The sequence below is a fragment of the Rhizobium sp. A37_96 genome (assembly GCF_053521765.1).
The window spans coordinates 239,367-264,946 of record NZ_JBNWDS010000007.1; the positions used below are offsets into that span (position 1 = coordinate 239,367).

Consider the following 25,580-nt stretch of genomic DNA (forward strand, 5'->3'; position numbering starts at 1 on the left):
TTCCTCCCTGCCGGCAGTCGCCCTTTTACCTGCGGCCGCGTGGCGGTCTCGTGCCCGGCGTCTTGCGGGCCTGGTTCTTGTTGCGGCGGGTCGCCTTGTGGAAGGAGCGCACCGCCGTCGGCATGGGCTTTCCCTCGCTCAGCATTTCGAAGCGCAGCGCCCCGGCAAGCGGCACGGCTTCCGCCAGCCTCACGGTCACATCGTCGCCGAGACGATAGCCGAGCCCCGTTCTTTCGCCCGTCAGCGCCTGATGCGCCTCGTCATAGATGAAATAATCAGTACCGAGCGTAGATATAGGGATGAAACCGTCTGCACCATAGTCCGGAAGAGTGACAAAAAGTCCCGACTTGGTGACACCGCCGACGCGCGCCTCGAATTCCGCACCGACGCGACCGGCAAGATGGTGGGCGATCAGCCGGTCCACCGTCTCGCGTTCAGCCGCCATGGCGCGACGTTCGAAGGTCGAGATTTCAGCGGCGATATCGTCGAGCGATGCCTCTTCGTCCGGCGTGATTCCGCCTTCGCCGAGGCCGAGCGAGCCCACGAGCGCGCGATGCACGATCAGATCGGCGTAGCGGCGGATCGGCGAGGTGAAATGGGCATACTTCATCAGGTTCAGGCCGAAATGCCCGATATTGTCGGGGCTGTAGATCGCCTGGCTCTGCGAGCGCAGCACCATCTCGTTGACCATGGTCTGATGCGGCGTGCCCTCGGCCTTCGCCAGGATGCCGTTGAAGCTGTTGGCGCGGACATTGCCGCCCTTGGCGAGCGATATGCCGAGCGTCGCCAGGAATTCGCGCAGCACTTCCTGCTTGGCGAGCGTGGGGCCATCATGGATGCGATAGATGAGAGCCTGCTTTTTCTTTTCCAGTGTCTCGGCGGCGGCGACGTTCGCCTGGATCATCATCTCTTCGATGAGCTTGTGCGCATCGAGCCGCGGCGGCACGATAACAGTGTCGACCGTGCCGTCCGGCTTCAGCAGGATCTTGCGTTCCGGCATGTCGAGCTCGAGTGGCTGGCGCCGCTCGCGGCCCTTCTTCAGGATCTCGTAGGCGTGCCAGAGAGGCTTCAGAATCGGTTCCAGCATCGGCCCGGTCTTGTCGTCGGGTTTGCCGTCGATGGCCGCCTGCGCCTGCTGATAGGAAAGCTTGGCCGCGCTCTTCATCATCACGCGATGGAAGGTATGGCCGGCCTTGCGTCCCTCACGGGAAAAGATCATCCGCACGGCGAGGGCAGGGCGATCGACGCCTTCCTTCAGCGAGCAGAGGTCGTTGGAGATGCGCTCGGGTAGCATCGGTACGACGCGATCCGGAAAATAGACCGAATTGCCGCGCTTCAGTGCCTCGCGGTCGAGCGGCGAGTTCGGGCGCACATACCAGGAAACGTCGGCGATGGCGACGGTGACGATCACGCCGTCCGGATTGTCGGGCGAGGGGTCCATTTCGGCGTAGACCGCGTCGTCATGGTCCTTGGCGTCGGCCGGATCGATGGTGATCAGCGGCAGGCTGCGCCAGTCCTCGCGATGCGACATCGTCGCGGGCTTGGCCGCGTCGGCCTCTGCGATCACGGCGGCAGGAAAGACGTGCGGAATGCCATGGGCGTAGATGGCGATCATCGAGATCGCCTTTTCGGACGCGACAGAGCCGACGACGGAGAGAACCTTGGCGCGCGCCAGTCCGAAGCGACCGAGGCGGGCCACCTCGACCTCGACCAGATCGCCGTCCTTGGCGCCGCCGGTATAGTCGGGATCGATCACCATCTCTTCGCCGCGCCGCTCGATCGGCATCAGGCGGCCGCCACCACCCGGGGTCTCGCGAAAGACGCCCATGGAGGCGCCCTGCCGCTTGTCGATGACCTTGATGATGCGCGCGGTGTAGGCCGGGCCGCCGCGATCGACCGCCGGAAATATCTTGGCAAGGATGCGGTCGCCCATGCCGGCGACGGGCGCCTTGCCCTTGCCGTTGCGGCCGGCGGAGGAAGAGGATTGCTTGATCATCACGGCCGGCGCGACGCCACTTTCCTCAGCCCATTCGGCCGGGCGGCCGATCAGCATGCCGTCCTTGTCGCGTGTCGTGATATCGAGAACGGCGATCGGCGGCAGTGCGCCCGGGCGGATGAGCGATTTGCGGCTCTTCTGCACCATGCCGTCTTCTTCGAGTTCGCGCAGCAGGTTCTTGAGCGCGACGCGGCTCTCGCCCTTCAAACCGAAGGCCCTTGCAAGCTCGCGTTTGGAAGCCTGCTCCGGATGATCGGCAATGAAGCGCAGGATGACTTCGCGTGGCGGCAGCGTGCCGTGAACGATTGCCATCATCGGTTCGGCGTCGCCGCCGGGCTTACCGGCGCGGCCGGGCTTGCCGGAACGTCGTTCCGACGATGGATTCCTGCCGCGCGGTTCTCTGCTCACTCTGCACTCTTCTTTTTCGCTGTCGCCTTGGCCGCGGGCTTCTTTGCAGCAGCCTTGGGCTTGGCGGTCGTCTTCGTTGCTTTCGCACCGGCTGCCGCGGCCTTTGCCTTGGCGGGTGCCTTCTTGGTCGTGCCGCCGCTCTTGCCGGCCTTTGCCGCGATCAGAACCAGAGCTTCCTCGACCGTGATCGCCTGCGGGTCCGTGCCCTTCGGCAGAGTGGCGTTGACCTTGCCCCAGTTGACATAGGGGCCGTATTTGCCGTCGCGAACGGTGATCGAGCCGCCGCCATCCGGATGCGCGCCGAGATCCTTCAGCGCCGCCGGCGTGCCGCCGCGTGCTCCGCCACCCGCCTTGCTCTGCTTTTCGGCAAGCACGGTCACGGCCCGGTTCAGGCCGACGGTGAACACGTCTTCGACGGTCTCGAGATTGGCATAGCTGCCGTCATGCAGCAGGAACGGACCGTAGCGTCCGATGCCGGACGAGATCATCTTGCCGCTTTCCGGATGCTTGCCGATGTCGCGAGGCAGCGAGATCAGCGCCATTGCCTTCTCATAATCGATATCCTCCGGCTTCCAGCCCTTCGGCAGCGAGGCACGCTTGGCCTCCTTGCCGTCGCCGCGCTGGATATAAGGCCCGAAGCGGCCGGAGCGTAGCGTCAGTTCTTCGCCGGTCACCGGATCGGCGCCGAGCGCCTTCGGCTCGTTCAATCCGTTGGATTCGGCCTCCGCGCCGCCCTCGGAAGAAAGCTGGCGGGTATAGTTGCATTCCGGATAGTTCGAGCAGCCGACGAACGCGCCGTATTTGCCGAGCTTCAGCGAGAGGTTGCCGGTGCCGCACACCTGGCAGATGCGCGGGTCGCTGCCGTCTTCACGCTTCGGGAAGACGAGCGGGGCGAGCGTCTCGTTCAGCGCGTCGAGAACGTTGGTGACGCGCAGCTCCTTGGTGTCCTCGATCTGGGCGAAGAAGTCGCGCCAGAAATCGCGCAGCACGTCCTTCCAGTTCAGCTCGCCGGCGGAGATGCGGTCGAGCTTTTCTTCCAGATCGGCCGTGAAATCATATTCCACGTATTTGGTGAAGAAGCTTTCGAGGAAGGCCGTTACCAGCCGGCCCTTGGCCTGCGGCAACAGCTTGCGCTTGTCGATCGTCACATAATCGCGGTCACGCAGCGTCGCGAGCGTCGCAGCATAGGTCGACGGACGGCCGATGCCGAGTTCTTCCATCTTCTTGATGAGTGACGCTTCCGAATAGCGCGGCGGCGGTTCGGTGAAATGCTGCGTCGAATTGATCTTCTGCTTGGCGAGATTTTCGCGTGCGTTGATCTCCGGCAGGCGGCCATCTTCGTCGTCGGCATCGTCGCTCTGCTCGCCGTCTTCCTTCTGGTCGGTATAGGCGGCAATGAAGCCATCGAAGCGGATCACGGAGCCGACGGCGCGCAGGCCGGCCTTCTGGCCGGCATTGTCGGCAAGAATCTCGACGGTGGTGCGCTCTATCTCGGCGGAGGCCATCTGGCTGGCGATGCCGCGCTTCCAGATCAGGTCGTAGAGTCTCAGCTGATCGGCATCGAGGAATTTGCGGACACGGTCCGGCGTGCGATCGAAATCCGTCGGGCGAATCGCTTCGTGCGCTTCCTGGGCGTTCTTCGCCTTGGTCGAATAGAAGCGGGCCTTCTCCGGCAGGTAGCGGTTGCCGAACTGGTCGGCGATGGCATGCCGTGCCGCATCGATCGCTTCGGGCGCCATCTGCACGCCGTCTGTACGCATATAGGTGATGAGACCGACGGTCTCGCCGCCGATGTCGACGCCTTCATAGAGCTTCTGCGCCACCTGCATGGTGCGCGAAGCCGAGAAGCCGAGCTTGGAGGAGGCGGCCTGCTGCAGGGTCGACGTGGTGAAGGGCGGGCTTGGATTGCGCTTGACCGGCTTCGCCTCGACGCTGTCGACGACATAGGCGGCGCCTTCCAGCAACGCCTTCAGCTTGCCGGCATCTTCGCCGTTGCCGATCGCGCGTGGCTGCAGGCGCTTGCCGTCGGCCGATACGAGGCGCGCCTCGAATTCATCGCCGCGCGGCGTCTTCAGGATTGCCGAAAGATTCCAGTATTCTTCCGAGATGAAGCGCTCGATCTCGGATTCGCGGTCGCAGACCAGACGGAGCGCGACGGACTGCACGCGGCCGGCCGAGCGGGCGCCCGGCAGCTTGCGCCACAGCACCGGCGACAGGTTGAAGCCGACGAGATAATCGAGGGCGCGGCGGGCGAGGTAGGCATCGACCAGCGGCACGTCGATGTCGCGCGGGTCGGCCATGGCGTCGAGCACGGCCTTCTTGGTAATGGCGTTGAAGACGACGCGCTTCACCGGCTTGCCGTTGATGACGCGCTTCTTGTTGAGCAGGTCGAGCACATGCCAGGAGATCGCTTCACCCTCGCGATCCGGGTCGGTTGCGAGAAACAGGCCGTCGGAGGATTTCACCGCGTCGGCGATGTCCTTCATGCGCTTTTGCGAAGCGCCGTCGACTTCCCACAGCATTTCGAAATCCTGGTCCGGCAGCACCGAGCCATCTTTGGCGGGCAGGTCGCGCACATGGCCAAAGGAAGCAAGAACCTTATATCCGGGTCCCAGATATTTATTGATTGTCTTGGCCTTGGCAGGCGATTCCACCACTACAACGTTCATCATTAAGTCTCTGAATACGAGGTCGCGCCGAGATAAAGGCGCGGGAGATACCGGTTTTTCCGGCTTCCCGGCCTTCCGACATGGACAGGGAATTCGTCGCGGTCAAGAGGCGATGGCAATTTTTGCGCTTGGCGCGACGATGCGATGCTTAGAATTGGTATGCGTGTCACAGTTTTCAATCCAGCATGGAGATCGACACAAGTCCGCCGGGATGGCGATGCAGCCGGCCGGCCATGTCCAATTCGAGAAGGATGGAATGAACAGCCGATATCGGCAGGCCGGTGTGACGCACGATATCGTCGATCTCGACCGGCGTCGGCCCGAGCGCTTCGACGATATGGTCGCGCTCTGCGTCGTCCGGCGGCGTGGAAAGCGGCTTGCTCCTTTCGACGGGTGCTTCGGCCGGGCGCGGACGAAAGAGGTCCGGTTCGGCGAGCGGTCGCAGCGCCTCGACGATATCGTCCGGCCTCGTCACGATCATCGCGCCGTCCTTGAGCAGGCCGTTGGTGCCTTCGCAGCGCGGATCGAGTGGTGAGCCGGGAACGGCGAAAACGAGCCTGCCGAATTCTCCGGCAAGGCGCGCCGTTATCAGCGAGCCGGAGCGGGTCGCCGCTTCGACGACCACGACACCGAGCGAGATACCGGCGATCAGCCGGTTGCGGCGCGGAAAGTCGCGCGCCCTGGGCTCCCAGCCGAACGGCATTTCGCTGACGGCGAGCCCGCTGCCGTCCCAGATTTCGTTGAGCAGTCCGATATTTTCAGGCGGATAAGGCTTGTCGAGCCCGCCGGCCATGGCGGCAATCGTACCCGTCGCAAGGCTGGCGCGATGGGCCGCGGTATCGATGCCGCGTGCCAGGCCGGAGACCACGGCATAACCGGCCTCGCCACAGATGCGCGCGATCATAGCGGTGAATTTGACGCCGCTGATCGACGCGTTGCGCGAGCCGACCATGCCGATGGCCGGGCGTGTCGCTGTCGGCATGTTGCCCTTGACGGCGAGGAGTGGCGGGGCACCGTCGATCTCCCGCAAGGCCGGCGGATAATCCGGCTCGCCGATGCCGACGAAGCGTGCTCCGAAGCGATGTGCCGTCTCCAGTTCCCGAAGAGCGTCGCGTTCATCGGCGATGCGGACCGCGCGCGTCGAGCCGCCGCGCTGCGAAAGCTCCGGCAGCATGGCAAGGGCCGCTTCAGCCGAACCGTAGTGATGGATGAGATCGCGAAAGGTGAACGGGCCGACATTGTCGGAGCGGATGAGCCTGAGCCAGGCGATCCTTTGTTTTTCGGTCAGCGCAACTCCGGTCCGTCTTGCGCTGCCTGTGTCCATTATCCCTTCGCTCCGATCTTGCCTTCCGTTCCGGCGGTCAGCCGGGCAATATTGGCCCTGTGCTTGTACCAGGAGATGACGGTCATCAGCGCCATGACGGCGGCGATCTTGTCGACGCCCAATATCCACAATACAACCGGGATGACAAGAGTTGCAACCAGTGCGGAAAGCGAGGAGTAGCGGGTGGTGAAGGCGATGACCAGCCAGATGATGGCGAAAATCAGCGCCATCAGCGGCGCCAGGCCGAGCAGGATGCCGAGATAGGTCGCAACACCCTTGCCGCCCTTGAAGCCGATCCAGACCGGGAAGATGTGGCCGATGAAGGCGGCGAAACCGGCCAGCACGCCGGCATCCTCGCCGAAGAAATGCGCGACGATCAGGACGGCGGCCGTGCCCTTGAAGGCATCGAGCAGCAGCGTCGCCGCAGCGAGGCCCTTATGGCCGGTGCGCAGCACGTTGGTCGCGCCGATGTTGCCGGAGCCGATGTTGCGCACATCTCCGAGCCCGGCCATGCGCGTCAGCAAGAGGCCGAATGGAATGGAGCCGAGCAGGTAGCCGATGACGAGGGCGGCCAGCACGGTCTGCGGGGTAAGCTGCCAAGTCCAGAAGTCCGCCATCACGTCTTATTCTCCATAAACTCCGGGCTCGCCCTAGAGGCTGTGAACCAGCTTGCCGGCGACATAGGTTGCAACCGCGCGGCCGCTCATTCTCGCATCTTCGAAGGGCGTATTCTTCGAGCGCGACAGAAGCATGTCTTTGGCGACAAGCCAAGGCTCGTCAAGATCGACAAGGGCGATATCCGCCTTGGCGCCGGGCTTCAGCGTACCGGCGGCGAGCCCGAAGATCTGCGCCGGCCGCGTCGAAAGCGCATCGACAAGGCGCATCAAGCCGACCTGGCCGCTGTGATAGAGCCGGAGTGCCGCCGGAAGTAGTGTTTCGAGCCCCACGGCACCGTCTTCTGCCTCCCCGAACGGCAGGCGTTTCGTGTCGACGTCCTGCGGATCGTGCGAGGAGACGATGATGTCGATCGTGCCGTCCGCCAGCGCTTCGATCATGCCCATGCGGTCGTCCTCGGAGCGCAGCGGCGGATAGAGCTTGAAGAAGGTCCGGTACTCGCCGATGTCGTTCTCGTTGAGCGCGAGATTGTTGATCGAGATGCCGCAGGTGACCTTGGCGCCGCGCGAGCGGGCGAGGCGGATGGCTTCAGCCGATTCCGGCACCGAAATCATCGCGGCGTGATAGTGGCTGCGCGTCAGTGCGGCTATGCGCAGGTCACGCTCGAGCGGAATGAGCTCGGCTTCCTTCGGAATGCCCGACAGGCCGAGCCAGCTCGCCAGCAGGCCTTCGTGCATGACGCCGTTTGCGCCGAGATATTTGTCGCGCGTCTCGCAGGAGATCACCGCGCCGAATTCCCGCGCATAGGTCATGATGCGACGCAGGACCTGCGTGTCGTGGACGCTGGAATGGGCATCGGTGAAGACCACGGCGCCGGCTTCCCGCAGCAGGCCGATTTCGGTCATCTCTTCGCCCGCGAGGCCCTTGGTGAGGGCCGCCGCCGGATAGACATTGACGACCGCCGTATCGCGCGCCGTCTTGCTGACGAACTCGACCAGCGCGATATCGTCGATGACCGGATCCGTGTCCGGCATCATGATGAAGGAGGTGACGCCGCCGGCCGCTGCCGCACGGCTGGCGGAGGCGATCGTTTCGCGATGCTCGCCGCCGGGCTCGCCGACATGGACGCGCGCATCGACGAGGCCGGGGATGGCAACGAGGCCGCTGCAATCGCGAACGGTCGCGCCCTTGGGAACGCCGTGGCTCTTGGCATCCTTGCCGCAGGCAACGATCACGCCGTCTTCCACGACGATGCTGCCGACCTCATCGAGATCGCGCGAGGGATCGATGATGCGGACGTTCTGGAGGACGATCGAGTTGGTCATGCGCCCACTCCCTCGGTGCGAGGTCCCTGGTTCTGCGAAACGAGCAGGGTCTCCATCACGGCCATGCGCACGGCGACACCCATCTCCACCTGTTCGGCGATGACGCTTTGCGGGCCATCCGCCACTTCGGAGGCGATTTCCACCCCACGGTTCATCGGACCCGGATGCATGACGAGCGCATCCTCCTTGGCGACCTTGAGCGTTTCTGCGTCGAGCCCGTAGAAGTGATAGTATTCGCGGACCGAGGGCACGAAGGCGCCGGACATGCGCTCGCGTTGCAGCCGCAGCATCATGACGACGTCGGCGTCCTTCAGCCCTTCCTTCATCGAATGGAAGACTTCGACGCCCATGTCGGCGATGCCGGCCGGCAGCAGCGTGGCGGGGGCGACGACGCGGACGCGCGCGCCCATGGCGTTCAGAAGCAGGATGTTGGAGCGGGCAACGCGCGAATGCAGCACATCGCCGCAGATGGCGACGATGATGCGCGAAAGCTTGCCCTTGGCGCGGCGGATCGTCAGCGCGTCGAGCAGGGCCTGCGTCGGATGCTCGTGCTGGCCGTCGCCGGCATTGACCACGGAGCAGGAGACCTTCTGCGCCAGCAGCGCGGCAGCGCCGGCGCTCGAATGGCGAATGACAAGCACGTCCGGCCGCATGGCATTCAGCGTCATCGCCGTATCGATCAGCGTCTCGCCCTTTTTGACCGAGGAATTGCCGACCGACATGTTCATCACATCGGCGCCGAGCCGTTTGCCGGCCAGCTCGAAGGAGGATTGCGTGCGCGTCGAGGCCTCGAAGAAAAGGTTGATTTGCGTCAGCCCGCGAAGCGTGGATGTCTTTTTTTCGCGCTGGCGGCTGATCTTGACCGCCTCGTCGGCCTTGTCGAGAAGATAGGTGATATCTTGTTCGGTGAGGCCTTTGATGCCGATGAGGTGGCGGTGGGGAAAGAAGACCATGGACCTGCCCTCTGGATTTCGTCAGGCGGTCTATAAAGAGGGAGCGCCCACGGGGCAAGCGGGGGCGTGCGCCGAGCCCGTTTGTTCCCCATGCAATTTCGCCCGAATCCCGCTACAGGAGCTATGCTGTTGGGAGATATAACTTCCAGTTTCCCTTTGCTACCTTCTTGCTCTACAAGCGATTCATGACCCAAGCGACCCGGACTGACGACCCTTTTGCCGACCTGAACCAGCCGAGCCTCTGGACCGGCATCAATGCCTATCGTTCCGATCCGCTGATCGTCGATCTCACCTCCGGCCTGCCGCGTTCGACGCGTGAAGAGCTGGAGCAGCATGGTCGTTTCGTCACCTCGCACGAGGCACAGGAACTGGCGCGCATGGCGAACCAGGGCGCGCCGCAGCTTCGCACCCACGGCCCGCGTGGCGAGCGCCTGGATGTCGTCGAATTTCACCCGGCCTGGCATGCGCTGATGCGCCGCTCCATGGCGATGGGCCTGCATTCCTCGATCTGGGATGCGCAGGCCGATCCGGAAGCGAAAGGCCAGTCGCACAAAGTGCGCGCCGCCCGCTTCTATCTGACGGCCCAGCTCGAATGCGGCCATCTCTGCCCGTTGACCATGACCAGCGCTTCGGTGGCGGCGATGATGGCCTCGCCGGCCGTGCAGAAGGACTGGGCGCCGAAAATTCTCTCGCGCAAGTACGATTCGTCCAACAAGCCCGCCATGCAGAAGAGCGCCGTCACCATCGGCATGGGCATGACGGAAAAGCAGGGCGGCACGGATGTCCGCGCCAACAGGACGAGTGCCGACAAGGTCAGCGAGGGCATATACCGGCTTTCGGGCCACAAGTGGTTCATGTCGGCGCCGATGAGCGATGCCTTCATCATGCTCGCCCAGACCAAGGACGGCATGGGCTGCTTCCTCGTGCCGCGGCTGCTGGAGGATGGCTCGGCGAACGGCCTGCATTTCCAGAGGCTGAAGGACAAGCTCGGCAACCGCTCGAACGCCTCCTCGGAAGTCGAGTTCACCGACACGTTCGGCTTCCTGCTCGGCGCGCCCGATGCCGGCATCCGCACCATTCTCGACATGGTGACGCTGACGCGGCTCGATTGCGCGCTGGCCTCTGCCGGTATCATGCGCGCGTCGCTGGCCGAAGCCGTGCATCATGCGCGCGGCCGCAGCGTTTTCGGCAAGATGCTGGTCAACCAGCCGATCATGACGCGCGTGCTCGCCGACATGGCGCTCGATGTCGCCGCGGCGACGGCGCTTGCCTTCCGTCTCGCCGAAGCCTTCGACAAGGCCAGCGGCAGCAGCGAGGATGCGGCTTATGCCCGCGTCATGACGCCTGTTGCCAAATACTGGTGCTGCAAGATCGCGCCGGCGCTGATCTATGAAGCCATGGAGTGCATCGGCGGCAGCGGTTACATCGAGGAACGCCCGATCGCCCGCCATTATCGGGAAGCGCCCGTCAACGCGATCTGGGAAGGCTCCGGCAATGTCATGGCGCTGGATGTGCTGCGCGTGCTGAACCGGGGCAAGGACCTGTTCGAGACCGTCTTTGCCGGTCTTGCCCGCGATCTCGGTCCGGCCGGCAAGAAGACCATCGATGTGCTGCGTGCCGCCATGGCGCTTTGCGAGCAGGATGAGGGCGCCGCCCGTCTGCTGGTCGAACAGATGGCGCTCGCGGCCGGCGCCGCCGAGCTCTATCGCCTCGGAGCCGGCAAGATCGCCGACGCCTTCATCGAAACGCGTCTGGCCGGCGGCTGGCGCGCGACCTATGGCATGCTCGATTCGCGCTTCGACGCCAGCTACATCGTCGATCTGCTTTATCCGCCAGCGACCTAGGTTGCGCGGTTTCCGCAGATTTTGGCCGCATTGATGTGATACCAACAGATATTATATATTGGTATCGACGCAGGAGGTTTCGATGGCTCGTAACACGTCCGTTTCGCTTGGCGACCATTTTAGCGCCTTCATTGAAGCTCAGATTCAGACAGGCCGATATGGTTCCGCTAGTGACGTTGTCCGTGCGGGTTTGCGTCTTCTGGAAGAGCACGAAGCCAAGGTAAAGTCTCTCCAGGACGCGCTGATTGCCGGCGAGGCGTCCGGGCAGCCGGCTTCCTTCGACAATGCTGCGTTCGTGAAGCGGATGCGTGCGACATATGGCGAATAAGCAGCGCCGCTACGCCTTATCTCCGCTTGCCGAGAGAGACCTTGAGGACATTTGGCGATATACCGTCGAGCGCTGGTCGGTAAAACAGGCGGAAACCTATCATGCAGAGGTCATTAGGGCATTCGAAGGATTGGCATCCGGTCTAAATATCGGCCGTCACGCTGATGTTCGTGAAGGCTATTTCAAATATATCGTTGGTTCCCATGTCATTTACTATCTCTTGCAGGATTCGCAGATCGCTATCATCCGTGTGCTGCACAAGCGGATGGATGTAAATCGAAACCTCTGAAAAGACGTTCGAAGTTCAATCGGCTGAAAGGCCTGTATCCAGAGGCCGTCATGATCAATCTTCGCCAAGTGCGCTCGAAAGACATCGACCAGCTCTACGCCATTTCGCTGGCAACGGGCGATGCCGGCAAGGATGCGGCGCCGTTGCATCGCGACGGCCGCCTGATCGGGCATATCTATTCCGCGCCTTACGCCACGCTTCATCCCGAGCTGGTTTTCGTCGCCGAGGATGACGAGGGCGTCACTGGCTATATTTCCGGTGCCTTCGACACGATTGCCTTCGATGAGCGGCTGGAGCGCGAATGGTGGCCGCGGCTGCGTCGGCTCTATGCCGATCCGCAAGGCGATCCGGCGCTCTGGGATGCGGACCAGAAGCGGATATCGGCGATCCATCATCCGAAGCAGGCGCCCGCGTTCCTGATCGAGCGGTTCCCCGCACATATTCATATGAACCTGCTGCCGCGAGCACAGGGCAAGGGTATCGGCACCGCACTCCTCGATCGATGGATCGCCAACGCCCGGACCAACGGTGTCACAGGCATCCATCTCGGCGCCAACGCCGGCAACCGCGGTGCCGTCCGATTCTGGTCGTCGCGCGGTTTCGTGCCCGTGGAACTCCCTGCGGGTCTGGTGTCCGAAACCACTGTGTGGTTTGGTCGGTTTCTCTAATCTGTGGATTCGCGGGTTTTGACGGGCTCGCATCCTGGCATCTTTGTTGTTTGAGGCCGCCTGGCTTGCTATTCACCGCCCGGTGACAGATTGGAGTCGAGTCGATGGCCGTCGCAAACGCTGCCGTGAAAATCCCCTTGGACGTGCCTGTCGTGGAAAAGCGCGTGCGCAATCGCGCCGCAACCCAGCAGGCGATCCTGGATGCCGCCAAGCGGCTTCTGGCGGAGGAGGGGTTCCAGAATTTCGGTATCAATGCGGTCGCCCGCGGCGCCGGCTGCGACAAGCAGCTGATCTACCGCTACTACGGCGGTCTCGACGGCCTCGTGGAAGCGATCGGCACGGATCTCGGCAGCTGGGTGGCGGATCGCATTCCCGACGATACCGGCGGCATGTTCCTGCTGACCTACGGCGACCTGATGGAGAGGCTCTCGCTTCTGTTTCTCGATGCGCTGCGTGCCGATCCCCTGATGCGCCGCATCGTCGCCTGGGAGGTTTCCGAAAGCAGCGAGCAGGTTCGCCGGCTGTCGGAGGCGCGCTCCAAGGCGCTGGCCGGCTGGATCGAGCGCATGCGGGGCTCGCTGGTGCCCCCCAAGGGCGTCGATGCGCAGGCGGTCAACGCCATGATTTTTGCGGCCATCCAGCATATCGTGCTGGCTTCGGCCGTCAGCGACCAATGCGCCGGTCTTGCCTTGAAAAACTCAAAGGACTGGGAGAAGGCGGCAACGGCTTTGAAGCGCATCGTGCGCGGCGTCTACGGCTGACGGCGGCGCTTCGGCAGGGGATATCCACAAGCCTGCTCGGCCGTTAACCTTAACAAATGGTTTACATTGCGCCGCAACGGTTAACTCGTCACTGTGAAAAGACGAATAGTTAACCATCAAGCGTGCAGCCATGGGGTTGAGACCCGCAAAATTGGTGTTTCTTGTCACGGCGATGATGTTCTTCGCCGTGCTCGCACTAGATATAACGCTGCCCGCTGTGGTGTTGAGCGCCATGGCATTGTCGAACTGGCTCGTCCTGTCGGCTGGCACGACGCAATATCCGCGTCGAAGAGGTACCGCATGAAGTGGTTGTTGATTTGCTGGGCCGCCCCCGTCTCGTTTCTCGGGGCATGGTACTATTTGTCGTACTACGACATGAGCTTCGGCATCTTCATGCTGACGCGGCAGATGCATGATCTGGTGTTTGCCATCTACGGCAAGGTCCTCGGCATTCCGCCGGAAATCATCCCACCGCTCGTCGCGCGCGCCATTGCCTTCGACAGCCTGCTGGTATTCGCGATCTTCGGTTTTCGCCGCCGTGCCGCCATCATGGGCTGGTGGCGCCGCCGTCAGGCATCGAGATCGGGCAAGGTCTCCCTGCCGAGCGCCGACAGCCTGTCCAAGGCTCCCTGAAGAATGAAGCTGGCGGCGGCCGAGTCGATGCGCTCGGCGCGTTTGGCCCGCGAGACGTCCATTTCCAGCAGAGCCCGCTCGGCCGCAACGGTCGACAGCCGCTCGTCCCAGAAGACGAAGGGCAGGGCGGTCTTTTCCGACATGCTGCGCACGAAGGCGCGGGTCGCCTGGACGCGCGGCCCCGATGAACCATCCATGTTGACGGGCAACCCTATGACGAAGGCCGCGACCTTTTCCTTCCCGGCAAAGGCGAGCAGCGTTTCCGCATCCTGAGTGAACTTCACCCGCTTGATCACCGGGCGCGGGGTCGCAAAACGCCGTCCGAGATCGGACATGGCAAGCCCGATGGTCTTCGTGCCGAGGTCGAGGCCGGCAATCGGCTGGCCGGGCAGAAGCATCACGGCTAGGTCTTCGATGGTCAGCGTCGTCATCGGGGTCTCGCTCTCGTCAAAACAAATTGAAGTCAAAGCCGCTTTTCTTTGCAGCGGTTTGAGATATCTCCTAGAGCATTTCCAGCAAAAGCGCACAGCGGTTTTGCGTCCGGAGATGCGGAAGAACAAACAGATAGGGCGTTTCCACCGGCTTGGCTCCAACCGGAAACGCTCTGGACATCGGCCTTCCTTTTCAAATCAAGCATTAAGGAGAAATCCAATGAAGATCACCTGGCTCGGCCATTCCGCGTTTCGCATCGAAACGGGCAAGGCAAAAATACTGATCGATCCTTTTCTCAGCTACAATTCTTCCTTTGCCGCCGCCGGTCTCAACCTCAAGGACGTTGCCGCCGGCGTGACCCACATCCTCTTGACGCACGGTCATGCCGACCATGTCGGCGATGCGGTTCAGATCGCCAAGGACACTGGCGCGGTCGTTCTCGCCAATGCTGATCTCGCTTCCTGGCTCGGCACCAAGGGCGTGGAGAAGCTGGAAATGGGCAATACCGGCGGCACCGTCGGCCTCGGCGGTTTCTCGGCCACCTTTACCAACGCTCTGCATTCCTCCGCACAGATCACCGAGGATGGCGTCTCCCACGCGCTTGGCAATCCGAACGGCCTGATGCTGCATTTCGATGACGAGCCGACGCTGTTCCATATGGGCGATACCGACATCTTCTCGGATATGGGCCTCATCAACGAACTGCATCAGCCCGATATCGGCATCCTGCCGATCGGCGACCGCTTCACCATGGGCGGCGCGGTGGCCGCGCTCGCCTGCCAGCGCTTCTTCAACTTCAAGACCGCCATTCCCTGCCACTACGGCACTTTCCCGATCATCGACCAGACGCCGGAAAAGTTCATCGCCGGCATGGAAGGCTCGAAGACCGCGGTTGCGGCACCGAAGGCGGGCGAGAGCGTTTCTGCCTAACGATACCCGTTGCGTATGGCGGGCATGGCCTTTATAGCGAGTGTGAAAAATACCTACTTGCAATGTAGGTAAAACCTACCTCGGAGAATGCCATGTCCGTCGATCTCGCCACTGTCAAACGCGTCGCCCATCTTGCCCGCATCGCCGTCAACGAAGACGAAGCGCAGCGGATGATGGGCGAGCTGAACGGCATTCTGGGCTTCGTCGAGCAGCTTTCCGAAGTGAATGTCGATGGCGTCGAGGCCATGACCTCGGTCACGCCGATGGCGATGAAGAAGCGCACCGACGAAGTGACCGACGGTAACAAGGCCGCCGATATCGTCGCCAATGCGCCGAATACCGATCAGAATTTCTTCCTGGTGCCCAAAGTCGTCGAATAACGGCTCGCTTCGAGCCCGTTCCGACCCATTGCCCAATTCCAGATCTGAAGCGAAACAAAATGAGCGAATTGACCAGCCTGACCATTGCCGAAGCCCGCGACAAGCTGCGCGCCAAGCAGATCACCGCCACCGAGCTGACCGAGGCCTATATCTCGGCGATCGACGCGGCCAACGGTCAGATTAACGCCTATATCGCCGTGACGCCCGATAAAGCCCGCGAGATGGCCAAGGCCTCGGATGCGCGCCTGGCCAGCGGCCAGGCCGGCGCGCTCGAAGGCATCCCGCTCGGCATCAAGGACCTGTTCGGCACCGAAGGCATCCATACCCAGGCCTGCAGCCACATCCTCGACGGCTTCAAGCCGCGCTATGAATCGACGGTGACGCAGAACCTCTGGAACGACGGCGCCGTCATGCTGGGCAAGCTCAACATGGACGAGTTCGCCATGGGCTCCTCCAACGAGACCTCCTATTACGGCCCGGTCATCAACCCCTGGCGTGCCGAAGGGTCCAACCAGCAGCTCGTTCCGGGCGGCTCGTCCGGCGGTTCGGCCGCTGCCGTTGCCGCGCATCTCTGCGCCGGCGCCACCGCGACCGATACGGGCGGCTCCATCCGCCAGCCCGCCGCCTTCACCGGCACCGTCGGCATCAAGCCGACCTATGGCCGCTGCTCGCGCTGGGGCATCGCCGCCTTCGCCTCGTCGCTCGACCAGGCCGGCCCGATCGCCCGCGACGTGCGCGATGCCGCCATCCTGCTGAAGTCGATGGCAAGCGTCGATGCGAAGGACACGACCTCCGTCGACCTGCCGGTGCCGGATTACGAAGCCTCGCTCGGCCAGTCGCTGAAGGGCATGAAGATCGGCATCCCCAACGAATATCGCGTCGACGGCATGCCGGACGAGATCGAAACGCTCTGGCAGCAGGGCATCGCCTGGCTGAAGGATGCCGGCGCCGAGATCGTCAATATCTCCCTGCCGCACACGAAATATGCGCTGCCGGCTTACTACATCGTCGCGCCCGCTGAAGCTTCCTCGAACCTTGCCCGCTACGACGGCGTTCGCTACGGCCTGCGCGTCGATGGCAAGGATATCGTCGACATGTACGAAAAGACGCGCGCTGCCGGCTTTGGCCAGGAAGTGAAGCGCCGCATCATGATCGGAACCTACGTTCTGTCGGCCGGCTATTACGACGCCTACTATCTGCGCGCCCAGAAGGTTCGCACGCTGATCAAGCGTGACTTCGAGCTGGCCTTCAATGCGGGCGTCGACGCCATCCTGACGCCCGCAACGCCGTCCTCGGCCTTCGGCATAGCCGACGAGAACCTTGCTTCCGATCCGGTGAAGATGTACCTCAACGACATCTTCACGGTGACGGTCAACATGGCCGGTCTCCCCGGCATCGCCGTCCCCGCCGGCCTCGACCCGAAGGGCCTGCCGCTCGGCCTGCAGCTCATCGGCAAGCCGTTCGAAGAAGAGACCTTGTTCAAGACCGCCCACGTCATCGAACAGGCCGCCGGCAAGTTCACGCCGGCGAAGTGGTGGTAGGCATCGCCTCATTCTGACCGCGCCGAGCAGGCAATCGGCGCGGTTGTTCTTGAATAAGCTGCGCATCAATAAGTCGTGTTGCGACTGCAGCCACACGCGCGCATAGGCGTGTGTCGTTATTTCTCCACCTTGAAGCGATTCTAAACTGTGGCCATACGCGCACTTCCGATCGTCGTGCCGATGCGAGCGTTGATGGTTGAAGCTCCCAAACTCCTCCCATGCAGGCGGTTTGCCGTTCTGTATACGAATGCCGTATCGGGAGACGGGAAAGCTTTTAGAGTATAGCTCAGTTAGGCGGAGGGAGCGAAAATAGCCTGTCTATCCGTATCGCGCCACCTTATTTAGGAAGCTGCTATCGCGGACCCGTATGTCAGCAACAACGTATACGAACTCCTCGCCTGTTCGGTCGCAATGCTTGATGGTCATCATAGTGGTAGGTTCCTATGGTAGGTGGTTGGCGGTAATGAAAAACCCGACCAGCGTGTGCCGATCGGGCTGTGATACATGCCTGCCTCCAGGCTTACGGATAATTCAGGATAGTGACCGGGAACGAACCCCAATCCTTGGATATCCGGCTTATGCGAGCATTCCCGCTGCGGGCCGTCCTGTCCTCTGGTGGGGAACTGGTCGGGAAGCCAGAGTGTTTCCCACACAAGCAAACTTAGATGCCTTGCAATCTGGTAGCAGGATGGGTTTTCTACTTAAGGTACGCGTATCTCAGCGGGAGGGAAATTCTTGAAACGGGCCGTAACGATCTTTTCGACGATAGCACTTTTTTCCACTTTCGCCGTCGGCAGCGTAGCCTCGGAGCTACCCGCGGACTTCCCCCAGATCGATAGCGCCAACTATTGCCGCGAACTTACATCGAAAATGCTGGATGAAGCCGAGCGCAAACGCGAATTTACAAAGTGCACAGAGATTGAAGCCGTTTCTCGCGAACATCTTACGAGGACATGGAAACTTGTTTCGCCTGCAGGGTTAAAAGAGTGCATGAAATCCCCCAGCGCAACCGCCGGGAAATCTTACGTGTACCTCGAACTGTGCATTGCTCACGACCTCGGCTATCAGTGCCTTAGAGGCGACATACGCTGTGAAGCCAAATAATAGCTGACGCGCGGCGCCGCCTCGTTGGAGCGGATAGATGCACCTCTTCCCGATCCGTTCGCGCCCCTGGCTCGTTGGGCCTGTTCGCGCCATTTCTAATATGCGTGATCTATGGTATAACTCTCGCATTCAACCGGAGGCCGCCGGGAATGTTCCGATTTATCCGTTTTTTGGTTGTCGTCTACATTGCAATCGTCGCCGTTGACTATGTGCGAGACAATATTCCAAATTGGGGAAACTTCCTGAAGCTGCCTTTGCCGCAGCTTCCACCGAACATTGCGAATATGCTTGGAGATCCGGTGGCAGACATCAACAAGCAATCGGATAAGCTTGAAAAGATGGTAGACAATCTTCTCAAGAACCCACCACCGGGTCTAAATGCGCTTAATCCGCTATCCACCCCTTCCGCCGGCTCTGCGTCACAAGACATACAGAAGACAACTCAGGAGATTCATGAGCAAACGCAAAAGCTGACAAAGCAATTGCACTTGCCTAACCCGCCGAACCCAATACCAAAGCTCTGACAGAGCTGATGCAAACGCACGGTCCAACTGCCTTCTCCGCTCGCCTTGTATCACCGTGCTCCGATTGGCTGCCTTCCTGTCGCCCTACGCGGTTGCCAGAAATTCCGAGATCCCCTGGAAACTACCCCAATGTGCAAAGCCGAGCTCTGGAACAAACAAGCCGCACCGGTCTTTTCCAAATATATGGCGCTCTGCCCGAGCAGCCTTCAGAGGAGATGGCTATGAATCAAAAATCCGTCGATCGGCTCGATACACTCATCCAACAGCTTCACAATCGAGCTCTTGCTCTACCCCGTGGGCGACGTTGATCTAGCAGTGTAGATCTCTTGAATAAGCTGACGATCCACAACGGCACGAGCGGCTTGACGAACGATCTCGTCAAGCTTCGCGATATCTGATGCCAAAGACAGGAAGGGTCGCCGGGAAATCCGAGCGGCCCTTTTTGCACATGCCAATATTCCGCCCACGCGCCATCACACTTTGGACCGAAATACGATCATAAATTGCAGAAGGCCGCTTGGTCTTGTTCTCTGCAACCGAATCGGAAGGTCTCTTCATGCTCAAGCACGTCACGGCGATCCTGCTTCTCAGCGCGTCATTTCCAGCGTTTTCGCTGGCGGCCGACAATGGGGCCATCCGATCCATCACCCTGTCCTCGGGCGGCCTGGCCCAGGTTTCGCGATCGGCCGATATCAATGGCGACGGCGTGATCCGGATCGAGGTGCCGCTCGATCAGGTCGATGACATTCTCAAGAGCCTTGTGGTCAACGGGTCCGCGGGCTCGGTTGCCGGCATGTCGCTGGCAGGGCCGCAGCCGTTGCAGGAGGCCTTCAAGGGCCTGCCGTTCAGCCTGGAAGCGCTCTCCTCCGTGCCGTCGCTTCTGACATCGATGCAGGGCGCCAAAGTGGCAGTCGCCAGCGGGGGGAAGACGGTTGAGGGCAACATTCTTGGAATCGAGACGAGGAAGGCCGACGGGAAAGCAACGGTGTACCTGCTGACCGTCATCGACAAGGATGGCGCGGTGGAGACGCTGGCGCTCGGCGAGGATGCGTCCGTCCGGTTTGACGATCCCAACACGAGAGCAAAGCTCGCCCAGGCGACGGCGGCCATAGCCCGAGGCAAGAACGATCGCACCCGCGCCATCGATATCAAGGTGAACGGTGTGAAGAACAGCAGCGATATCGGCCTCACCTATGTCGTCCCGTCGCCGATCTGGAAAACGGCCTACAAGGTCGTCATCGAGGGAAATGAAAAGGCGCGCCTGCAGGCATGGACGGTGCTGGAAAATGCCAGCGGCGAGGATTGGAAGGGCGTCAAGCTGACGCTGACGTCGGCCGAGCCGGTGACGCTGAAGCAGGGTCTGCACCAGCTTTATTGGAGAGAGCGGCAGGAAGTGCCTGTTAATACGGCTTCCGACAATGTCCCTGATCCCGATAGCGGCGACCTGTCCAACAGGCGGCGTCTGGCTTCGAGTATCGGGCTGCCGGCAATGCCCGCCCCCGCAGGAGCGGCGAGGAGCGAGGCCAGAAAAATGGCAGACGCGCAGGCCTACGCAACCGACGAACTGGAACAGCCTGCCGCACCAATGCAAGTTGCCGCCGGCAACCCCACCGCTGCGACCGAAAGCGATATTTCCGCCACGTTCGAACTTCCGGGGACTTACGATCTGGCCAATGGCGACACGTTGTCGGTGCCGATCATGGATGCGGATGTGGAGGCCGACATGGTGGATATGTATCGGGCAGGCAGCGCCTTGCACAATCCTATCGCCGCCGTGATGCTGAAGAACACCACCGGGGTCAGCATGCCGGCGGGAATTCTGACGCTATACGACAGCAAGACCGGCTATATCGGTGATTCCCAGCTATCGGCGCTGCCCAAGGACGATACGCGCCTCGCCAGCTTCGCAACCGATCGCAAGGTATCGATCAGCGAGCAGCAGACGCCGACGGAGGAGATCGCCTCTCTGAAGGTTTCCGATGGCATGATGCAGGCCGTCGTCAAATATCGCCAGACGACGACATATACCGTGTCGGGAGCGCTCGACGGCGAAAGGACCGTCATCATCGAGCACCCGATCAGGGACGGCTGGTCGTTCTCCTCGACCGATAGTTTCGGCAAGACGGCAACGCACCAGCGGCTCAAGGCGGTTGTGCCCGCCGGCTCCGAAAAGACGCTGACGGCAGTCGACGAGCAGCTTCAGAGCAACAGCTACGCTCTGGTCGATGCGGAGCCTGACACGCTGATCGGGTGGTCGGCTTCGACACACGACAAGGCACTCACTGACAAGCTCGCAAATCTCGCCGACGCGCGCAAAAGGCAGGTCGCCGTCCAGAACGATCTGGCGAGCCTCGACAGCGAAATCGAGAAGACCACCAGCGAGCAGGAGCGGATAAGACAGAATCTCGGCGCCGTGCCTGAGAATAGCGATTTGAAAAAGCGCTATTTGAAGGCTCTGGCGGACAGCGAGGATCAAATCGCCGCGCTGAACGAAAGGCGCGTTGCGGTGCAGGAGGAAAGCGATCGCCGGAGCGACAAGGTGGCGGAAATCATCAGCGCGTTCTGATCGCCACGCGGTCTCATATCAACGGCTCAATCGGCGAGAGCCGCCTCGAATCGGGCGGCTCTCGTGCTTGTTCTATCGATTGTTCAATTGCGAGCGCACCAACCGCAGCCCCTTTTCACTAATGCGATAGGGATGGCCGTCGCTGGATTTGATGGCCTTGAGGCGTTTGAGCCTGCGGAAAAGATCGATATCGAAGTCGGGATAGACCCAGCCGTCGCGGGTGAAGCAGAAGGCGTTCTCGACCTTCTTGTTTTCGCTGCGTTCGATTTCGATGCGCCCGCCTTGGGCGAGCAAGTGCAGGATGCGCTGTTCGGCGCGGGAAATGTCCATTGTTGTCAGAATCCGTATAGCGCCAAGAGGCGCACAAAAACGATCCGAGGCTTCCCTTTGGGGAAGTCGGGGCTTCGTTTTTCAGGCCCGGCACGCAAGAAGACTTGCGAGCGAGGCCTTTACCGGGACTGACGAAAGCTAGACATCAAAACTCCGTTGAGATGCCCTGTGTAAGGCAGGTTGCGTGCGGCAGTCAAGCGCAACCCGTTTCATGTACCTCGTCCGTGGCCGTGATTGCGAATCTCGCCGCTGGCAAAAGCCTTTCGCCGGTGCTTTACTGCTTGCAAATGGCGGGGGCCCGATGATCCATATTCGCAATGCCCATGAAGGTGAAACCGAGGTGTTGGCGAGCATCGGCCTGCGCTCCTGGCAGAAGGCGATGGGCGCGATCGGCGGCACGGGCGAGCTGCTGGAAACCGCGAGCGAGGCCTTCTCGAGTTTCACCCGCAATCTGTGGCTGACGATCACGGTCATCGAGCTGAACGGAGAGGCGGTCGGATGGGCCGCGCGCGAGGGGCTGGACGAAGCGATCTCCGATTTCTGGATCGATCCGGATTTCGTGAGACGAGGCCTCGGCTCCGCGCTTCTCGCGCGGATCGAGCAGGACGTGCGCGAGCAGGGGCTGGAAAAGGTTTCCCTGCACACGCATGCCGGCAACACGGATGCCATCGCCTTCTTCAAGGCGCGCGGCTATCAGATACACTGGCTGTCGGTCGTCTACTCTCCGAAACTCGACAGCGACGTGCCGACCGTGGGGCTTTCGAAATCGCTGGTCGAGGATAGCGACGGCGCTTACGGACCGGGCATATAGCGCATCGGCGCATGCCGAAAGCCTTGCGCCGCCCGGCCAATTGCTCTACCTCACAAAGTTCAGAAGAACAGCATTTCAAGAGCTTCCCATGACCCTTGTCGACGTCCGCACGCCAGATCCAAAACGCTTCATTCCCGGTGCCACCGGCGATTGGGAAATCGTTATCGGCATGGAGGTCCATGCCCAGGTGTTGAGCAATTCCAAGCTCTTCTCCGGAGCCTCGACCGAGTTCGGCAAGCCGCAGAATTCCAACGTCTCGCTGGTCGATGCCGCCATGCCCGGCATGCTGCCCGTCATCAACGAGGAATGCGTCAAGCAGGCCGTGCGCACCGGCCTCGGCCTGAAGGCGCAGATCAACAAGCGCTCGATCTTCGACCGCAAGAACTACTTCTATCCCGACCTGCCGCAGGGCTATCAGATCTCGCAGTTCAAGGATCCGATCGTTGGCGAAGGCAAGATCGTCATTTCGCTCGGCCCCGATCGCCAGGGCCAGTTCGAAGATATCGAGATCGGCATCGAGCGCCTGCATCTCGAGCAGGATGCCGGCAAGTCGCTGCACGACCAGCACGCCACCATGTCCTACGTCGATCTTAACCGCTCCGGCGTGGCGCTGATGGAGATCGTCTCCAAACCGGACATCCGCTCGTCCGACGAAGCCAAGGCCTATATGACGAAGCTGCGCTCGATCGTGCGCTATCTCGGCACCTGCGACGGCAACATGGACGAAGGTTCGATGCGCGCCGACGTCAACGTTTCGGTCCGTCGCCCCGGCGGCGAATTCGGTACGCGCTGCGAAATCAAGAACGTCAACTCCATCCGCTTCATCGGTCAGGCGATCGAATACGAAGCGCGCCGGCAGATCGGCATTCTGGAAGACGGCGGCACGATCGACCAGGAAACCCGACTGTTCGATCCGAACAAGGGCGAGACCCGCTCGCTGCGCACCAAGGAAGATGCGCATGACTACCGCTATTTCCCCGATCCGGACCTGTTGCCGCTCGAATTCGATGATGCCTTCGTCAAGGAGCTTGCCGAGCATCTGCCGGAATTGCCCGACGACAAGAAGGAGCGTTTCGTTCGCGAGCTCGGCCTATCGATCTATGACGCCTCCGTGCTCGTCTCGGAAAAGGCGATCGCCGACTACTTCGAAGCGGTTGCCGCCGGCCGTGACGGCAAGGCCGCCGCAAACTGGGTCATCAACGACTTGCTCGGCGCCTTGAACAAAACCGGCAAAGACATTGAAGAGACTCCGGTTTCGCCCGCTCAGCTCGGCGCGATCATCGATCTCATCAAGGCCGAAACCATCTCCGGCAAGATCGCCAAGGATCTGTTCGAAATCGTACTCAACGAAGGCGGCGATCCCGCTGAAATCGTCGAGTCCCGCGGCATGAAGCAGGTCACCGATACCGGCGCCATCGAAAAGGCGGTCGACGAGATCATCGCCGCCAACCCGGATCAGGTCGCCAAGGTCAAGGCCAAGCCGACGCTTGCCGGCTGGTTCGTCGGCCAGGTGATGAAATCGACCGGCGGCAAGGCCAACCCGCAGGCCGTGCAGGCGCTGGTCAAGGCCAAGCTCGGCATCGAAGAGGAATAATCGGTGTTCTTCGTCCGCACCGCCGGCGAGCAGGACCTGGAAAAGGTCCGCGCTCTGCTGGGCGAGACTTGGCACGCGACCTACGACCGGATCTACGGAGCGGAGAAGGTCAGCGAGCTGCACGCCTCCTGGCATTCACCGGCTTCGCTGAAAGCCCGGCTGGCGAACAAGAACTCCGAATTCCTCGTCGCCGATGACGGCAGGACGATCGGCGGCATGGGCTATGCCGCCATGTCGACCGAACTGACGAAGACCGTGATGCTCCACATGCTCTATGTCGGTCCCCGCTATCAGCGCCAGGGTGTCGGCCGCGATATCTTCGCGGAACTTGAGACCTGCTTTCCGGACGCGGAGATCATGCGCCTGGAGGTCGATCCGCAAAACGAGCCCGCACTTGCCTTCTACAAGGCGCACGGCTTCGTCGAGGTCGGCCGCGCCGACAACAGCGGGCAGGGGCAATCGGGCTTGCCGACGCTGATATTCGAAAAGCCGCTGGCGGGTCGCTGAAAGAACAGGCGAGATTGTTGATGGAAGAGGCCCGTCTGGTGATCCGCGAAGCGAAAGAATCTGACCTTCCGTCCTTGATCGGCCTGTTCGCCGCCGACGCTATGGGTGGCCACGGCGATACGACCGATCCCTCTGCCCACGACGATTATCTGCGTGCCTTTCGCACTATCGCGTCATCGCCGGACCAGACGCTCTACGCCGCCGAGCTTGGCGGCGAGATCGTCGGTACATTCCAGACGATCGTGGTCACTTCGCTGCACGGCCGGGGATCGTCGGCGATGATCATCGAGTCGGTCCAGACGCGGGCGGACATGCGCGGGCAGGGGATCGGCGCCGCAATGATCGATTTCTGTATCGACGAGGCAAAAGGCCGCGGCATGCGCATGGTGCAATTGACCTCGAATGCCGTACGCAAAGATGCCCATCGCTTCTATGAAAGATTGGGTTTCAAGCCGACGCATCTGGGCTTCAAGATGACATTGAAATGAGGCCGTTTGCTTGCTGGAATCACTGGACAAGCCGGTCCGGTGGCGGCATAAGCAAACTATCGAATTCTGGTATCGCTCGCCCCTCAGCGGGTATCGAGGAAAAGACATGTGGAATCTCATCGTACAGACCTTCACCTGGTGGAACAGTCAGACAATGGGGACGCGCTTCGCGACCTGGCGTTTTGGCAAGCGTGTCGGCGAGGATGAGCTCGGCAACGTCTATTACGAAGGCGGCATGTCCTCCTACGGCCTTCCGAAGCGCTGGGTGATCTACAAGGGCTATGCCGAAGCCTCCGCCATTCCTCCGGGCTGGCACGGCTGGATGCATCACCGCACCGATGTTCCGCCCTCCAAGGAAAACTACGTCGCCAAGGAGTGGCAGAAAGAGCATCGCGCCAACCCGACCGGCTCGCCGCAGGCTTACCGTCCGCCGGGCTCGCTCGCCGTTGCCGGCGAGCGTCCGCGCGTGACTGGCGACTACGACGCCTGGACCCCGGGCAACTGAGCTGAAGGGCCGGCTCGTCCTTTGGCCACAATTGGCCTTTAGGCGCGACATATGC

At 61.6% G+C, this 25,580-nt stretch carries 24 protein-coding genes; 16 read left to right on the forward strand and 8 right to left on the reverse strand.

The annotated features are described in order from the left end of the window. Positions 1–25: 25 nt before the first annotated feature. The 6 genes from rnr to ACQZ6J_RS19850 form a co-directional block, all read right to left on the reverse strand. Positions 26–2,404, reverse strand: coding sequence for a ribonuclease R (rnr, locus tag ACQZ6J_RS19825; protein ID WP_449085298.1), 2,379 nt, complete (start codon positions 2,402–2,404; stop codon positions 26–28). Then, positions 2,401–5,073 (reverse strand): type I DNA topoisomerase, encoded by a 2,673-nt coding sequence (gene topA, locus ACQZ6J_RS19830; RefSeq protein WP_449085330.1) that lies wholly within the window; start codon positions 5,071–5,073, stop codon positions 2,401–2,403. Before topA ends, rnr begins: the two co-directional genes overlap by 4 nt. 175 nt (positions 5,074–5,248) lie before the next feature. Further along, on the reverse strand, positions 5,249–6,397 hold the full coding sequence (gene dprA / locus ACQZ6J_RS19835) for a DNA-processing protein DprA (protein ID WP_449085299.1): 1,149 nt from the start codon (positions 6,395–6,397) through the stop codon (positions 5,249–5,251). After that, positions 6,397–7,017: a glycerol-3-phosphate 1-O-acyltransferase PlsY gene (gene plsY, locus ACQZ6J_RS19840; RefSeq protein ID WP_348643453.1), complete on the reverse strand. Its 621-nt coding sequence runs from the start codon at positions 7,015–7,017 to the stop codon at positions 6,397–6,399. Before plsY ends, dprA begins: the two co-directional genes overlap by 1 nt. A gap of 30 nt (positions 7,018–7,047) precedes the next feature. Continuing rightward, positions 7,048–8,337: a dihydroorotase gene (locus tag ACQZ6J_RS19845; protein WP_449085300.1), complete on the reverse strand. Its 1,290-nt coding sequence runs from the start codon at positions 8,335–8,337 to the stop codon at positions 7,048–7,050. Then, entirely contained in the window at positions 8,334–9,290 is a 957-nt protein-coding gene (locus ACQZ6J_RS19850) for an aspartate carbamoyltransferase catalytic subunit (RefSeq protein ID WP_113351558.1), read from the reverse strand. The genes ACQZ6J_RS19845 and ACQZ6J_RS19850 overlap by 4 nt, the downstream gene beginning before the upstream one ends. A 185-nt stretch (positions 9,291–9,475) precedes the next feature. Between ACQZ6J_RS19850 and ACQZ6J_RS19855 the strand changes: the two genes are divergently transcribed. The 6 genes from ACQZ6J_RS19855 (at position 9,476) to ACQZ6J_RS19880 (ending at position 13,813) form a co-directional block, all read left to right on the forward strand. Beyond that, on the forward strand, positions 9,476–11,134 hold the full coding sequence (locus tag ACQZ6J_RS19855; protein WP_163986104.1) for an acyl-CoA dehydrogenase family protein: 1,659 nt from the start codon (positions 9,476–9,478) through the stop codon (positions 11,132–11,134). An 82-nt stretch (positions 11,135–11,216) separates the two neighbouring features. Then, positions 11,217–11,462: a type II toxin-antitoxin system ParD family antitoxin gene (locus ACQZ6J_RS19860; protein ID WP_163986103.1), complete on the forward strand. Its 246-nt coding sequence runs from the start codon at positions 11,217–11,219 to the stop codon at positions 11,460–11,462. Next, entirely contained in the window at positions 11,452–11,751 is a 300-nt protein-coding gene (locus tag ACQZ6J_RS19865) for a type II toxin-antitoxin system RelE/ParE family toxin (protein WP_449085301.1), read from the forward strand. The genes ACQZ6J_RS19860 and ACQZ6J_RS19865 overlap by 11 nt, the downstream gene beginning before the upstream one ends. A 50-nt stretch (positions 11,752–11,801) precedes the next feature. Beyond that, a complete protein-coding gene (locus ACQZ6J_RS19870; protein WP_449085302.1) occupies positions 11,802–12,419 on the forward strand; it encodes a GNAT family N-acetyltransferase in 618 nt (205 codons plus the stop codon). A gap of 104 nt (positions 12,420–12,523) precedes the next feature. Further along, on the forward strand, positions 12,524–13,180 hold the full coding sequence (locus ACQZ6J_RS19875) for a TetR/AcrR family transcriptional regulator (protein WP_163986100.1): 657 nt from the start codon (positions 12,524–12,526) through the stop codon (positions 13,178–13,180). A gap of 300 nt (positions 13,181–13,480) precedes the next feature. Beyond that, on the forward strand, positions 13,481–13,813 hold the full coding sequence (locus ACQZ6J_RS19880; RefSeq protein ID WP_449085303.1) for a DUF6105 family protein: 333 nt from the start codon (positions 13,481–13,483) through the stop codon (positions 13,811–13,813). Here the strand turns inward: ACQZ6J_RS19880 and ruvX are convergent. After that, a complete protein-coding gene (gene ruvX / locus ACQZ6J_RS19885) occupies positions 13,750–14,244 on the reverse strand; it encodes a Holliday junction resolvase RuvX (RefSeq protein WP_163986098.1) in 495 nt (164 codons plus the stop codon). The two genes, ACQZ6J_RS19880 and ruvX, sit on opposite strands and share 64 nt — an antisense overlap. A 220-nt stretch (positions 14,245–14,464) precedes the next feature. Here ruvX and ACQZ6J_RS19890 point away from each other — a divergent pair, with 220 nt between their 5' ends. The 5 genes from ACQZ6J_RS19890 to ACQZ6J_RS19910 all read left to right on the forward strand — a co-directional run bounded on the left by ACQZ6J_RS19890 (position 14,465) and on the right by ACQZ6J_RS19910 (position 21,290). Beyond that, positions 14,465–15,175: a metal-dependent hydrolase gene (locus ACQZ6J_RS19890; RefSeq protein WP_449085304.1), complete on the forward strand. Its 711-nt coding sequence runs from the start codon at positions 14,465–14,467 to the stop codon at positions 15,173–15,175. 92 nt (positions 15,176–15,267) lie between these two features. Further along, entirely contained in the window at positions 15,268–15,555 is a 288-nt protein-coding gene (gene gatC, locus ACQZ6J_RS19895) for an Asp-tRNA(Asn)/Glu-tRNA(Gln) amidotransferase subunit GatC (protein ID WP_015339557.1), read from the forward strand. 59 nt (positions 15,556–15,614) lie between these two features. Next, positions 15,615–17,096, forward strand: coding sequence for an Asp-tRNA(Asn)/Glu-tRNA(Gln) amidotransferase subunit GatA (gene gatA, locus ACQZ6J_RS19900; protein ID WP_163986096.1), 1,482 nt, complete (start codon positions 15,615–15,617; stop codon positions 17,094–17,096). 1,253 nt (positions 17,097–18,349) lie between these two features. Continuing rightward, on the forward strand, positions 18,350–18,724 hold the full coding sequence (locus ACQZ6J_RS19905) for a hypothetical protein (protein WP_449085305.1): 375 nt from the start codon (positions 18,350–18,352) through the stop codon (positions 18,722–18,724). A gap of 556 nt (positions 18,725–19,280) precedes the next feature. Further along, a complete protein-coding gene (locus ACQZ6J_RS19910; protein ID WP_449085306.1) occupies positions 19,281–21,290 on the forward strand; it encodes a DUF4139 domain-containing protein in 2,010 nt (669 codons plus the stop codon). Between the two features lie 72 nt (positions 21,291–21,362). Here ACQZ6J_RS19910 and ACQZ6J_RS19915 read toward each other — a convergent pair whose 3' ends face one another. Further along, complete coding sequence (locus ACQZ6J_RS19915) at positions 21,363–21,620, reverse strand: YjhX family toxin (protein WP_163986094.1); 258 nt, start codon at positions 21,618–21,620, stop codon at positions 21,363–21,365. Positions 21,621–21,921: 301 nt separating this feature from the next. Here ACQZ6J_RS19915 and ACQZ6J_RS19920 point away from each other — a divergent pair, with 301 nt between their 5' ends. The 5 genes from ACQZ6J_RS19920 (at position 21,922) to ACQZ6J_RS19940 (ending at position 25,525) form a co-directional block, all read left to right on the forward strand. Beyond that, on the forward strand, positions 21,922–22,431 hold the full coding sequence (locus ACQZ6J_RS19920) for a GNAT family N-acetyltransferase (RefSeq protein WP_449085307.1): 510 nt from the start codon (positions 21,922–21,924) through the stop codon (positions 22,429–22,431). Positions 22,432–22,519: 88 nt separating this feature from the next. After that, complete coding sequence (gatB, locus tag ACQZ6J_RS19925; protein WP_449085308.1) at positions 22,520–24,025, forward strand: Asp-tRNA(Asn)/Glu-tRNA(Gln) amidotransferase subunit GatB; 1,506 nt, start codon at positions 22,520–22,522, stop codon at positions 24,023–24,025. 3 nt (positions 24,026–24,028) lie between these two features. Next, positions 24,029–24,532, forward strand: a complete 504-nt coding sequence (locus ACQZ6J_RS19930) for an N-acetyltransferase family protein (RefSeq protein ID WP_449085309.1) — start codon at positions 24,029–24,031, stop codon at positions 24,530–24,532. Positions 24,533–24,552: 20 nt separating this feature from the next. Continuing rightward, a complete protein-coding gene (locus ACQZ6J_RS19935; protein ID WP_449085310.1) occupies positions 24,553–25,020 on the forward strand; it encodes a GNAT family N-acetyltransferase in 468 nt (155 codons plus the stop codon). Positions 25,021–25,126: 106 nt separating this feature from the next. After that, the gene (locus ACQZ6J_RS19940) at positions 25,127–25,525 is read left to right on the forward strand and encodes an NADH:ubiquinone oxidoreductase subunit NDUFA12 (RefSeq protein ID WP_163986088.1); all 399 of its coding nucleotides are present in this window, start codon (positions 25,127–25,129) and stop codon (positions 25,523–25,525) included. Positions 25,526–25,580 lie beyond the last annotated feature (55 nt).

Coding starts and splice junctions, on each gene's coding strand:
- ACQZ6J_RS19865 (WP_449085301.1), top strand. CDS start 11,452: ATGGCGAATAAGCAGCGCCGCTACGCCTTATCTCCGCTTGCCGAGAGA.
- ACQZ6J_RS19890 (WP_449085304.1), top strand. CDS start 14,465: ATGAAGATCACCTGGCTCGGCCATTCCGCGTTTCGCATCGAAACGGGC.
- ACQZ6J_RS19940 (WP_163986088.1), top strand. CDS start 25,127: ATGTGGAATCTCATCGTACAGACCTTCACCTGGTGGAACAGTCAGACA.
- ruvX (WP_163986098.1), bottom strand. CDS start 14,244: ATGACGACGCTGACCATCGAAGACCTAGCCGTGATGCTTCTGCCCGGC.
- ACQZ6J_RS19845 (WP_449085300.1), bottom strand. CDS start 8,337: ATGACCAACTCGATCGTCCTCCAGAACGTCCGCATCATCGATCCCTCG.
- ACQZ6J_RS19850 (WP_113351558.1), bottom strand. CDS start 9,290: ATGGTCTTCTTTCCCCACCGCCACCTCATCGGCATCAAAGGCCTCACC.
- gatA (WP_163986096.1), top strand. CDS start 15,615: ATGAGCGAATTGACCAGCCTGACCATTGCCGAAGCCCGCGACAAGCTG.
- ACQZ6J_RS19860 (WP_163986103.1), top strand. CDS start 11,217: ATGGCTCGTAACACGTCCGTTTCGCTTGGCGACCATTTTAGCGCCTTC.
- ACQZ6J_RS19855 (WP_163986104.1), top strand. CDS start 9,476: ATGACCCAAGCGACCCGGACTGACGACCCTTTTGCCGACCTGAACCAG.
- ACQZ6J_RS19870 (WP_449085302.1), top strand. CDS start 11,802: ATGATCAATCTTCGCCAAGTGCGCTCGAAAGACATCGACCAGCTCTAC.
- ACQZ6J_RS19920 (WP_449085307.1), top strand. CDS start 21,922: ATGATCCATATTCGCAATGCCCATGAAGGTGAAACCGAGGTGTTGGCG.
- topA (WP_449085330.1), bottom strand. CDS start 5,073: ATGAACGTTGTAGTGGTGGAATCGCCTGCCAAGGCCAAGACAATCAAT.
- ACQZ6J_RS19915 (WP_163986094.1), bottom strand. CDS start 21,620: ATGGACATTTCCCGCGCCGAACAGCGCATCCTGCACTTGCTCGCCCAA.
- ACQZ6J_RS19905 (WP_449085305.1), top strand. CDS start 18,350: ATGTTCCGATTTATCCGTTTTTTGGTTGTCGTCTACATTGCAATCGTC.
- ACQZ6J_RS19935 (WP_449085310.1), top strand. CDS start 24,553: ATGGAAGAGGCCCGTCTGGTGATCCGCGAAGCGAAAGAATCTGACCTT.
- dprA (WP_449085299.1), bottom strand. CDS start 6,397: ATGGACACAGGCAGCGCAAGACGGACCGGAGTTGCGCTGACCGAAAAA.
- ACQZ6J_RS19875 (WP_163986100.1), top strand. CDS start 12,524: ATGGCCGTCGCAAACGCTGCCGTGAAAATCCCCTTGGACGTGCCTGTC.
- ACQZ6J_RS19880 (WP_449085303.1), top strand. CDS start 13,481: ATGAAGTGGTTGTTGATTTGCTGGGCCGCCCCCGTCTCGTTTCTCGGG.
- gatB (WP_449085308.1), top strand. CDS start 22,520: ATGACCCTTGTCGACGTCCGCACGCCAGATCCAAAACGCTTCATTCCC.
- ACQZ6J_RS19910 (WP_449085306.1), top strand. CDS start 19,281: ATGCTCAAGCACGTCACGGCGATCCTGCTTCTCAGCGCGTCATTTCCA.
- gatC (WP_015339557.1), top strand. CDS start 15,268: ATGTCCGTCGATCTCGCCACTGTCAAACGCGTCGCCCATCTTGCCCGC.